Source organism: Caminicella sporogenes DSM 14501 (genome assembly GCF_900142285.1).
Classification (GTDB): domain Bacteria; phylum Bacillota; class Clostridia; order Peptostreptococcales; family Caminicellaceae; genus Caminicella; species Caminicella sporogenes.
In genome coordinates this window covers 1-11735 of record NZ_FRAJ01000030.1, presented here as the reverse complement: position 1 = coordinate 11735, position 11735 = coordinate 1, and the positions used below count along the sequence as shown (strand labels likewise).

At 25.9% G+C, this 11735-nt stretch carries 12 protein-coding genes; all 12 read right to left on the bottom strand.

Annotation, left to right across the window (positions count from 1 at the left end; genetic code table 11):
* Window positions 1-218 precede the first annotated feature (218 nt).
* Window positions 219-482 carry a CRISPR-associated endonuclease Cas2 gene (gene cas2 / locus BUA90_RS11790; protein ID WP_072968827.1) on the bottom strand — a complete coding sequence of 88 codons (264 nt, stop codon included), beginning with the start codon at window positions 480-482 and terminating at the stop codon, window positions 219-221.
* A gap of 25 nt (window positions 483-507) precedes the next feature.
* The gene (gene cas1b / locus BUA90_RS11785; RefSeq protein ID WP_072968825.1) at window positions 508-1488 is read right to left on the bottom strand and encodes a type I-B CRISPR-associated endonuclease Cas1b; all 981 of its coding nucleotides are present in this window, start codon (window positions 1486-1488) and stop codon (window positions 508-510) included.
* 1 nt (window position 1489) lies between these two features.
* The gene (cas4, locus tag BUA90_RS11780; RefSeq protein ID WP_072968823.1) at window positions 1490-2008 is read right to left on the bottom strand and encodes a CRISPR-associated protein Cas4; all 519 of its coding nucleotides are present in this window, start codon (window positions 2006-2008) and stop codon (window positions 1490-1492) included.
* A gap of 19 nt (window positions 2009-2027) precedes the next feature.
* The gene (locus BUA90_RS11775) at window positions 2028-4295 is read right to left on the bottom strand and encodes a CRISPR-associated helicase/endonuclease Cas3 (protein WP_072968821.1); all 2268 of its coding nucleotides are present in this window, start codon (window positions 4293-4295) and stop codon (window positions 2028-2030) included.
* A gap of 50 nt (window positions 4296-4345) precedes the next feature.
* Window positions 4346-5104: a type I-B CRISPR-associated protein Cas5b gene (cas5b, locus tag BUA90_RS11770; RefSeq protein ID WP_072968819.1), complete on the bottom strand. Its 759-nt coding sequence runs from the start codon at window positions 5102-5104 to the stop codon at window positions 4346-4348.
* An 8-nt stretch (window positions 5105-5112) separates the two neighbouring features.
* A complete protein-coding gene (gene cas7i / locus BUA90_RS11765) occupies window positions 5113-6015 on the bottom strand; it encodes a type I-B CRISPR-associated protein Cas7/Cst2/DevR (RefSeq protein WP_072968817.1) in 903 nt (300 codons plus the stop codon).
* Window positions 6008-7714 (bottom strand): type I-B CRISPR-associated protein Cas8b1/Cst1, encoded by a 1707-nt coding sequence (cas8a1, locus tag BUA90_RS11760; RefSeq protein WP_072968815.1) that lies wholly within the window; start codon window positions 7712-7714, stop codon window positions 6008-6010. The genes cas7i and cas8a1 overlap by 8 nt, the downstream gene beginning before the upstream one ends.
* 3 nt (window positions 7715-7717) lie before the next feature.
* Window positions 7718-8449 carry a CRISPR-associated endoribonuclease Cas6 gene (gene cas6 / locus BUA90_RS11755; protein WP_072968813.1) on the bottom strand — a complete coding sequence of 244 codons (732 nt, stop codon included), beginning with the start codon at window positions 8447-8449 and terminating at the stop codon, window positions 7718-7720.
* Between the two features lie 97 nt (window positions 8450-8546).
* Window positions 8547-9557 carry a helix-turn-helix transcriptional regulator gene (locus tag BUA90_RS11750; RefSeq protein WP_242945094.1) on the bottom strand — a complete coding sequence of 337 codons (1011 nt, stop codon included), beginning with the start codon at window positions 9555-9557 and terminating at the stop codon, window positions 8547-8549.
* Window positions 9558-9718: 161 nt separating this feature from the next.
* Window positions 9719-10291 carry a pyridoxal 5'-phosphate synthase glutaminase subunit PdxT gene (pdxT, locus tag BUA90_RS11745; RefSeq protein WP_072968812.1) on the bottom strand — a complete coding sequence of 191 codons (573 nt, stop codon included), beginning with the start codon at window positions 10289-10291 and terminating at the stop codon, window positions 9719-9721.
* Window position 10292: 1 nt separating this feature from the next.
* Window positions 10293-11171 (bottom strand): pyridoxal 5'-phosphate synthase lyase subunit PdxS, encoded by an 879-nt coding sequence (gene pdxS, locus BUA90_RS11740; RefSeq protein WP_072968810.1) that lies wholly within the window; start codon window positions 11169-11171, stop codon window positions 10293-10295.
* A gap of 253 nt (window positions 11172-11424) precedes the next feature.
* A partial coding sequence (locus tag BUA90_RS11735) for an integrase core domain-containing protein (RefSeq protein ID WP_143146283.1) occupies window positions 11425-11735 on the bottom strand: 311 nt, incomplete at its 5' end.

Genomic DNA, 11735 nt, shown 5'->3' with positions numbered 1-11735 from the left:
ATATAATTTACATCTCTCATAGTTAATATAAAACCCATTATTTCAAAAAACTTCTATGTAGCTTTACTACTTAATTAGGTAAACTTATATAACTTCTAAAAAGCAACCTATTTGCAGTAAAGTTCCAATAATGAAATACACTTTAATAATTTATTGTATTCAAAACATTAAAATTACTTCATTTCACATATTTTTGTAAAAAATTAGGTTTACTGCAATTATAAAAACATATCATCTAAACTTTTTTCTTGACCAATTATATTTTTAGTAATAAATTTAGGTGTATTTACTTCATATATATAAATAGAATCTTCTTTTTCATTTATTATCCTACTCAATTCTAATAAGCATTGCTGAAGTTTTCCCTTTGTTATTTCACCTTCAAACACTGAATTTTGAACCCATATCAAATATTTTTTTAATTTTTTTCTAACTTTATTTACACGCTTTTCACCAACATCATAAGTCAATATAACAAACATATAATCACCTATTTCCCTATTTTTTCTACCACCACGCTTTTAATGGCTTATAGATTTCATCATTAAATAAATGTTTTATAATCTTATAACATTCCAGTTTAATAAAACCTTTATAAGAAACTTTTCTTTTAAGTTTTCTATGTTTTATAGTAGTCGATAACTTTTCTTCAAATTCTTTTATAAATTTCCTCTTTCCTTGCTCATTCAAAAAACATATTCCTTCTTTAATATCAAAATCTTTTAACGTTATCATTCTATTGTTAATTAATTTGAAAATAACAGTATCTACCACAAGTGGTTTAAATATCTCTGCTAAATCTAAACTCAAAGAAAATCTCTTTGTCGACGGTTCATGTAAAAAGCTTATAGTAGGGTCTAACTGCGTTTTATATATTTCACCTAATACTGCAGTATACATAAGACTATTTCCAAAGGATATAAGAGCGTTTACAGGATCAGTAGGAGGTCTTTTCTCACGATTTTTCATATTAAATCCATTTTTCAATATATCATTAAAAGCCTCATAATATATTTTTCTTATTCTTCCTTCTATACCCATTAATTCATCTATTTGAGCAACATTAAAAATATTCTGTCTTTCATTTTCTATTTTTTCTATATATTTTTCAGTATTTTCATATCTTCTCAAATTTCTCAATATATGAAATACTGCACTTTCTATAAAACAACTTGCTAAACACATCCTTTTTCTTAAATCATTATAATACATTGATTGTTTTACTACTAAAAAACCTGATACATTCTTTTTACGCGGATAATAACTTCCTATGTAAAATCCATAATAATTATAAAAATTAAGAATTATATCATACTTTGAAATAATATTTAAAAACTTTGTATTCAAATCAACTTCACCTAAAAAATGTAATTTTTCAACATCTTCAATAGGCAATGCTCTTTTATTGCCTTCTTCATCATAAAAATATATAGTATTCTCTTTTCTCTTTATTCTTCCTGTTGAAAAAATATAATAATCTTTTCCCATTTTAATCATCCTCTTTTGCAAAACACAATCCATAATATGCACATTTTTTGCAATATGGTAACTTTTTAAATTTAGGTGGGCTATCACTTGAAGTTATCTTCTTTATGTCTTTTAAAGCCCTCTCTATTTCTTTTTCCAATTCAGGTGTTAACTCTACTTCTTCCTTTTTCTTTTCTTTAGTATAATTAATTATTCCCTTTTTCTTCATTCCTAATTTTTTTAAATAGTATAAATAATAAGCAATCTGCATTTTGTCTACATGTGCCATTTTACTAGAAATCTTGATTTCTCTAATATAATCATCTGCCATAATATCAACTTTAAATGTATCATCTATTAAAACTTCTTTAATTTTTAGCCTAGGATACGAATACTCATGAAGTAATTTCCCCTGAAGTACTCTATCACTATTATTTTCCATAGAAATTCCTTTATCAAAAAACCAGAGTTTACGCTTGCATACATAGTAGTAATTAATCTTTACCCCTTGCACCTTCAAACTTTGAAAATCTACTTCCACACACCCCACCTCTTATTTGTTATAAAAATTGTACTTTTTCATTAAAATTACTTTCACATTTTGGTCTAGTTAATCCCTTTTCAAAACTATAATCATAAGCAATAATTGTAATCCTATTAAATCTATCAAGTTCTATTTCATCATAAATCAAAGCATTTTTTCTAGCATATTCAAATTCATACAATGGAATATCTACTACAAAACTCTTAATATCATCTTTACTTTTTTGAATTTCTTTTCTCAATTCTTTTACATTAGATTTATCTAATCTCATCTGTTCTCTAATATTTTTAATCTTTTGAATACTATTTTGTATTAATTTTTTATTTTTATCATATATAATTTTGGGTATAACTGGAAAATTAATTATGTTTCTAAGTCTCATTTCATTCTTTTCAAGTTCATACTCTTTAATTCTTTTAACCCAATCAATAGTATCTTTAATAACTTTATAATAATTTGAATTCTTTAATTTTTCTTTTGTATATGTCATTTCAACTAATCTCATTTTTTCTTTTTCATTTAACTCTTTATTCTTAAAATCTTTAATAGCCTCTTTAGACAAATTAAATATTTCTATATCTATTATAGAGTGCTGACTGCTGCTTACTCCAGAAGTTGGTTTATCTCCACCTAAATACACATATATATTTGTATTTTTATCTTCAAGCGTTCTATTTCTATAAACTCTTCCCATTCTTTGAAAAAGACCTGATATATCTGACAATTCTGTATATAAAACATCAAAATCTATATCTAAACTAGCTTCTACAATTTGTGTAGTAACCCATATTCCCGTTTCCTTACAATTTTTATTTCCCAATCTTAAAATATCATCTTCTTTTTTAGCCCTATCCTTTTTTACAAATCTACTATGCAATAAATTAATATTTATATGCTCATCTTTAAATTCATCAATTAATTCACTATATATTTGCTGAGCTTTTTTAACTGTATTACATATAATTAAAATTTTTTTATTTTTATAATTATCTTTTACATGTTTTATATTTATCTGCTCATCTACTACACTTACTCTATGTCTAAGCTGAATTTTATTATTTACTTTTTTATAATATGTTACTGGATTATTAAATTTTATTTCTTCTTTTTTCATTAAATCAATAATTACAGGAGGCATTGTAGCTGTTACTATACTAAATTTACCTCCAAGCTCTGTAATATATTTCAATGCCATTATTAAATACCCAATCATTTCAGGAGAATACATTTGTATTTCATCTATTACCAATTTAGAATAGGAAAGCGTTGCTAACTTGAGTTCATAACCTTCACTTTTAAATATAAAATCTATCAATTGATCCAATGTACAAACTGTTAATGGCATAGATAACTGTCTTGTCTTATCATAAAAATCAGTATCCAAAAGTTCATTACGCTTTAAATATTCTGAATATGTTTCACTATGTAAAAGTGCTATATCTTCAAATTTTATTTTTTCTTTAATTCTATCATAAATAGCATTTATAGATACTCTAAGTGGAAGAGTAAAAAATCCTTTATTATTTCCTATCCAAAAAAGAGAAGCCTCTGTTTTTCCTATTCCAGTCGAAGCTATTATTATATTGTTTTTTTCTTGATTTTTCATCATATAATCTTGTAATTCATTAGGAACATAACCTTCACATTGCAGATATTCCGTTGTCTTTTCAAACAAATCTTTATTTTCAATTTCAACATCAATATGAGCACTCGCAGCATAATCCAATTTATTCAATAACCCTTTTGTCATAACATATTTTTTATATATACAATCACTACTTTCTATACGTTTCTTTACATATTTTCCATATGAAGAATATAATTTTTCACTTTTATCTACTTTATCATATTTAAATTCATTCCAATATCTATTCAAATCTTCTTTTACCGTTAATTTTATCAAATCAAAATTTTCAAGTTTTTCCCTATTATGATGATAATATATGCTTTGATATAGTACTCTAATAAGTTCTATATCATAGTTTCTTTCTAAAAATTTCTTAGGTAAAAAAGCTGGACTTAAATAACCATGCGGTATTTCCTTTTCACCTTTTATATTATCCTCAAGTTTTTGTTCATTAAGCTTTTCATATAGTTTGTTTTGAAATTTTGTATTAATCTTTCCAATATCATGATAAATACAAGCAAGTTTTAATATTTCCCAATCTATATATTTAATATTCGGATATATCTCTTTTATATGTTTCAATCTATCTAAAAGAGCTTCAGTATGTTCAATAATAGTTTCTCTTGGATTCGTTTTTGCCAAAAATAAATTCTTCAACTCTCTCATCACCTCTACTCTAAACTTAAAGATAGGGATTCACCCTATCTTTAAGCGAAAAATACTGGATAATCATCTTCATCTATCAAAAATTCAACATCTTCCCATATCTCATCTCTATTCATTACTCCATGAATAACTTTTATTTTTTTCCATTGCCTTATATAAACTCCCTTTCTAACTTCAATCAAATCATAATATCTATTCAAATTATATATAGTTGCATTTGACGAATATTCATATTCTCTAAACATATCAACTGGAATATATGCATCATATTCAAGCTTTTTACTTTCTTCCCGTTCTACTTTATCGATATTAACAACTTTCACTTCATCTATTCTTACTATATCTTCCCTTCTTCCCAAAGAAATATATTCTCTAGGATTTTTCAAACTATCGTATATTATTTGAAGTAATTTTTCATCTTCTGGCATTATATGAATTAAAAGTTCAACATCAACTAATAATTCAGCTGTTGACACACCTCTAATAATTCCATAATATTTTTCCTTCTTCACTCCAGTTTTTTTATTTATATCAAATCCTTTTACTTTTATATTATGCCTTCCTTCTTCATAAACAGCTCCTGCAAACTCATATCTAGTATATAAATCATTTACTTTTGAATGATATTTCCCTTGTATACTTATTTTCATAGGCTTATATTCTTTAAATCCACATACACTATGAATCATACCACTGACAGTTGAATATGGTGGCAGTGGATAAGTCTCTTTAAGTTGAAAACTCGTAGGCTTTTTATAATTAACTAAATTTTGATACAGCTTTAATCTTATAGCATTCATATATTCACCTACTCACTTCCAAGATAGTACTTTCTTACCTTTTCTTTTAATTCATTAAAAAACTCTCCCATATCTACTGCACTTAATTCTCTTTCTAATTCCATATCATTATTAAAAATACCTTTTATAAGTCCTATCATAGTATTCTCTTTTATATTTTCATTCAACTCAAATACTCCTTTAATAGGTTCAATTAAAATATTATTATTTTTCACCTTTAATCTATTTTCAAAGAAAGGATTTTTAATATCATATACTCCACCTATTGCAAAAATAGGACTGAAATTTTCTCTTCTTCCCTTTATATCTCTATACAAAAACTTTACTGTATCCAATAAATCAGCTATTCTCTTATACTTTTCTTCTTGTGATATTTCTAAAGGTCTATCATTTTCATCTTTTTCATTTTCATCTATTCCAACTTTATCTAAATCTATTGTTATTGTATATGTATAATATGATTTATGAATTTCACTTTGAGCTATATTTCCTCCATCTTTTAACTCTCCTCCTTGTTTATTATATCTATCTAAAAGTCCTTTATTAGTTAGAAAATCTAAATCTGCATTAAATGTTTCCAATGATATTGCATTAGATAATCTAACTACTGCAGCTCTTGTCTTTGCTGGTTTTTTTGTTTTCATATATCCAAACAAATCTATTTCAGGATAATCTTTTATTGTTGCTTCCGGTGCAAATTGAATAACTGTACCATCTACATCTAAAGGAGTATTATCTTTTCCCATTTGATTTACAATATTGTATCTTATTGCTTGTCTCGAAATATATGTATAGCTATCTCCATTACCTCTAGATACCTTTTTTAAAGACGTTACATTTCCAACACCTTCTCCATAATTTGCACTTTCAGCTTCAAATATAATACTCAAAGTTAATCCCTTTTTATTCATTATCAGAACACTCCTTTTCTTTATCAAAATCTAACTTTCCTATTTCTCCTTGTAATCCTAATAAAAACGAATACCCTATTGTCTGAAATTTATCTTCATCTTTTAATACATCAATAAACTTAACCGGTATTGCCTTGTTTAAATACATATAAGCATTAAATAATGTTTCCATAAATTTACTTGAATTTTTAGTTTTTAAAGCATTTAATAATCTGTATGAAATTCCATTAATTTTATTTTCTGCATTTTTTTCCTTATAAGCCTTTCTCAAATCAAACCCAATTTGTTGAATTTGATCTATTTCCTTATAATAAATTCCTCTACCCATAATACCTCCTATATAGCTATCATTTATTTTTATTATAGTTTTTAAATTCCAAAGCTTTTTAAATTTATCATCTAGATTTAAGTAAAATAATTTACTTATCAAATCAAATAACTTTTTGTCATCATACAATCTATTTATTACCTCTGTATATAAATTTATATAAATATCTCTTCCATTCTTTCTTCCTATTTTTACACTTACATTTACCAATCCTCTTAACAATTTTTTATTATTTTTTATTATTCTAAGTTTCTTTTTAGACATAATATTAAATGTATATGGTCTTGTACTATTGCTAGAATCTAATTTTACAATTTGAATATTATCTATTTCTTTTTCAGCTCTTTCTATTTGACTTTGATTTAAATTATCAACTATAGCAAAATATGTTTTTTCTTCTAGTTCCTGAAAACTCGTATTATTGTCAATAGCAGTATTATTAACCTTTATCAAAGTATTAATATCAGAATTTTGATTTATAAATATTCCTTTATCTCTAATAACAGTAAATCCTGCTGGTATGCATGAATACACTAAATTACAAATTGGACAAATAAATATATCTCCATAAAAATTCCAAAAATGAGATGTCTTTCTTGACATATCAACTCCCATTTTATTTATCCATGTCAAATCATAAGAATTTGGTTTTGATAAATTAGATATTAATCTGTCACAACTAAAACACGAATATTTAAAATTATCTTTCTTGCTCTTTAGATAATTTATCATATTATCTAAAAAATACTTTTTATATTCCAAATACATATCATTTTTACTACTGTTTTTATGAAGAAAACTTACATCTGACCAAAATTTAGTAATAATATCATAAATCACATTTTTCCCCAAAATAATTTTCTTTACATTATCTTTTTTTAAATATTTTATTATTCCACCAATAACCTCATTCTGCTTTTTAATTTTAGGTAATATATCTTTAATACTTTGTTTTTTTGTCTTACTAACTTTTTTTAATTTTTTTTCTTCTTTTAATAAATCAATTTCTTTATCATCTATAATTTGATAAGCACTTTTATAGCTAGCACTTTTCAATTTTGATTTCATATATTCTATTTGTTCATTCAAATCTTTAACATATCTTTCATCTACCTCATTTTCATCAAATCTAATTAATTTGTCTTCAAATTTTACAATCTTATACCAAGATGTAAATGAAATATACTTATCAATAAAATACTTAAAATATTTTTCTTCAAAATTTTCAAGTGCTGTCTCATCAAACTCTATATAATTATCATCTGCTTTATAATTAACATCACTTGTATCAAAGATTTTACAAAGTCCAACTATTCCAGCATTATATAACCAATCCGATAATTCTAATCTTACTTTTTCTATTTTCTTCACCTCCTACCCTACAACTTCAATCATTCCAAACCCCTGTGATCTCTTAAATCCAAGTCCAAGTAAATATATATCCTTCAAATCTTCTATATCTCCATTTAGCCTAAAAATTCCTGAATAAGCATTGACATAGTAATATTTTTTATTTGTATTTTCTTTAAATTTTTTTATATCTTGTTTAACAACTACTTTTTTCATTTTATAAGGAATAAATTTAATTCTTTCTTTAATTCCATATCCTCTATAACTTTCTAAACTCTTATTAACAATGTAATTTAACTCTCTTTCAAATCTATCATCTTCTAAATCTACTGGTTTATTATCTCTATCTTTTATACAAATTGGCGATAATGTATTAAAAACAATACAACCTTCATTTATATTTTTTTCTCTTAAAATGCTCATTCTCACTTTGTTAAGAGTAAATTCTCTATATTCAAACTCCTTTATTTTTAAAAGTCCATTATAGAGATTTATAAAAAATTCATAATCTGGAGTACTTATATTAATGACAACTTTATCATTTATAACAAATACATCTTCCTTCTTTTCAAAGTCTTTCATAAAAACAGAAAAACAAAAGTTTTTAATTTTTTTATTAGTTTTATTCTCATAACAATAAAGTTTCTTTTGATATTCCTTATTCGATTTTTTTAAGGCTTCTTTAATTAAACTCACAAACATCATATGATATGCTAAAGGTATTTTTTCTGTTTTATACTCACATCTTAATCTCATTTAGCTCACCTCCTCACAATCAAATTACAAATTTTGCATTTGTTAATTTAAATTATAATTACTAATATGGACATATATCAGCAGAAAAACAAAAAAATTAATATAATTCCTTTATTTTATCTATTTCATTTTTTATTTCTTCTATTAACTTTTGAGGCTTTAAAACTTTAACACTACTTCCCATACTTAAAATCCAACTTTTTATTTCCTTTAATCCTTTCATTGTAGCTTCAAATATTATTGAATTATCTTCTTCATTTTCAATTATTTTCTGATTATCAACCCATATCTTTTCTTTTACTATTTGAGACATTGGATGATATATTTTTAATTTTACATTTATTTCTTCATCTTTAAATATCCCAAAACAATTTGCCATATAATCTTCAAGACTAAAACTATTATCCATTTCAAACTTTTCTTCTAAAATACTGTATTCTTTTATTCTACAAAGCTTAAACTCCAATATGCCGTTTTTTCTCTCGCAAAATCCTATAAAATACATATCTCCTTTATATTGAAAAGTCGCATAAGGTCTAACAACTCTTTCTGTCTCTCCTGAAGTCAATGAAGTATATTTTATCCTCACTTTATTTCTAGTTAGCATAGCAGCATGTATATCTACAAGCTTTTTTCTTTCAACCTCAAAATTCACATTTGCTCTAGCACTTTTAACCATATAATTACAATTTCCTAATAAATTCAAATTTTCCCTTTTATGAACAATATTTATTTTATCTATAGCTAAACTGTAATCTTTCAAAGCTAAATGACCCATTTTTTTAAGTTCTTCATTAGCCATCAACAATGACATATATTCTTCATTTGTTAAATTAAGACCTAAAAGATAATTATTATCTTCTATAGAATACCCTCCATACTTGCCAGTTTCTGATTTTATATATATCCCTGCCTGTAATAAATCATCTTTATATCTTCTAATTTGTCTTTCATCTACTTCTAATTCCCTAGCTAAATCACAAACTTTCATTTTTCCTCTACTCTGAAGAATAATTAACATTTTTAAAGCATTGCCCACTTTACTCATCACTACAACAACTCCTATAAAATTTAAAAAACTATAATTATTTTTTTCTTCAATTATCATTTTTTTCCACTATATATTTATTTTCTAATTTTTTCTTCAAAATCCTTCCTTAAAATAGTTTTATCTTTGTCAAAAAATAAAAAAGCCGCCTCTTTTCAGAAGTTTCTACACTACTGATAGTAGACGACTTTTTCAAAATATAAATCAAATGAAATTATACTTTAATGATTTTTTACTTTATCTATAAAATACTTATGCATTCTCAAATCTTCTGTAAGCTCTGGATGAAAAGACGTTACTAACATATTTTTCTGCTCTGCTGCCACTATTTTTCCATCTACTTTAGCTAATATTTCAACTTCTTTATCTGCTTCTTTTATATAAGGTGCTCTTATAAATACCATTGGAAAAGGCTTTCCATCTATTCCTTTTATACTTTGTTTTACTGAAAAACTCCCTAACTGTCTGCCGTATGCATTTCTTATGACTTCAATATCCATAAGACCTATATGTACTACATCAGAATTTGATATTTTTTTAGCCAATAAAATCATACCTGCACATGTTCCCCATACTGGCATTCCTTCTTGTATTTTTGTCTTTAATTTTTCTTTCAAATCAAATATATTTATCAATTTACCTATAGCCGTACTTTCTCCCCCCGGAATAATTATCCCATCAATTTTATCTAATTCCTCTTTATATCTTATAGGAATAGCATCAATATCTAATTTTTTCAAAGAATTTATATGCTCAATAAACGCTCCCTGCATAGCTAATACTCCGATTTTCATTTTACCAACCTCTATCTGCTATTTTATTTTTATCTTCTAAACTTTGAACTGATATTCCACTCATAGGTTCACCCAAATCTTCTGACAACTCAGCTAATTTAACAGGGTCATTATAATAAGTTACTGCCTTTACGATAGCTTCTGCTCTTTTTCTTGGATTACCTGATTTGAATATTCCTGAACCAACAAAAACTCCATCGCAACCAAGCTGCATCATCAAAGCTGCATCTGCTGGCGTTGCAATACCTCCTGCTGCAAAATTAACTACTGGAAGTCTTCCATGCTCATGAACATATTTAACTAAATGATAAGGTGCTCCCATTTCCTTTGCAGCAGTCATCAATTCTTCTTCTCCCATGCCAACTATCTTTCTTATTTCTGAATTCATTGTTCTCATATGTTTTACTGCTTCTACTACATCGCCTGTACCAGCTTCTCCTTTTGTTCTAATCATAGATGCACCTTCGCCTATTCTCCTTAATGCTTCTCCTAAGTTTCTAGCTCCACATACAAATGGAACTTTAAATTTCGTCTTATCTATATGGTATAAATTATCTGCAGGAGTCAAAACTTCACTTTCGTCTATGTAATCTATTTCTATAGCTTCAAGAATTTGAGCTTCTACAAAATGTCCAATTCTCACCTTTGCCATTACCGGTATAGATACTGCTCTTTGTATTGCTTTTATCATTTTAGGGTCTGACATTCTAGCTACTCCACCATCACGTCTTATATCAGCTGGAACTCTTTCAAGTGCCATTACTGCACATGCTCCAGCTTCTTCTGCAATTCTTGCCTGTTCTTCATTTGTAACATCCATTATTACTCCGCCCTTTAACATTTGTGCAAGATTTTTGTTTAACTCATACCTATTGCTCATTGTATCGCTCCCCCTCTAAAATTGTATCGATTATATAATTAAATTATGTCTTTTGTACTTATATTATTGCATATTTTTCAAAAAATAGCAATACATTTTTATAGTTTGTATCCATTTGTATAATAACAATAACTACCTTAAAAAATGCTAAAAACAATTTAATAAATTAATTTTTTTACATCTTTTCTTTATATCTAAAAGTTTATATATTTTTTCAAACATAAACTCGGTTTGACCCCTTAAATTTGGACAATTAAACTCTAACAACTAACTTTTTCTTAATATTGCTTGAGTTTTCTCTATAAAATTCCATAGGTGTCATATAACCAATAGCTGAATGAATTCTTGTATTATTATAGTAATCAATATATTTCACAACTTCTTTATAAGCTTCTTTGAAACTTGTAAAACTAAAATATTTTAAGCATTCATTCTGAAGCAGGTTATGAAAAGATTCAATATGAGCATTCTTATTTGGTGTCTTAACAGGAATTTGCTCATGATGCATATTAAGTTTTTCACAAGTATATTTGAATATATTACTTACAAATTGTGAACCATTGT

Bases quoted from the DNA above. Each gene is read 5' to 3' on its own strand.
- BUA90_RS11750 (WP_242945094.1), bottom strand. From the start codon at position 9,557: ATGATAATTGAAGAAAAAAATAATTATAGTTTTTTAAATTTTATAGGA.
- cas1b (WP_072968825.1), bottom strand. From the start codon at position 1,488: ATGGGAAAAGATTATTATATTTTTTCAACAGGAAGAATAAAGAGAAAA.
- pdxS (WP_072968810.1), bottom strand. From the start codon at position 11,171: ATGAGCAATAGGTATGAGTTAAACAAAAATCTTGCACAAATGTTAAAG.
- cas6 (WP_072968813.1), bottom strand. From the start codon at position 8,449: ATGAGATTAAGATGTGAGTATAAAACAGAAAAAATACCTTTAGCATAT.
- cas5b (WP_072968819.1), bottom strand. From the start codon at position 5,104: ATGAATGCTATAAGATTAAAGCTGTATCAAAATTTAGTTAATTATAAA.
- cas7i (WP_072968817.1), bottom strand. From the start codon at position 6,015: ATGAATAAAAAGGGATTAACTTTGAGTATTATATTTGAAGCTGAAAGT.
- cas2 (WP_072968827.1), bottom strand. From the start codon at position 482: ATGTTTGTTATATTGACTTATGATGTTGGTGAAAAGCGTGTAAATAAA.
- pdxT (WP_072968812.1), bottom strand. From the start codon at position 10,291: ATGAAAATCGGAGTATTAGCTATGCAGGGAGCGTTTATTGAGCATATA.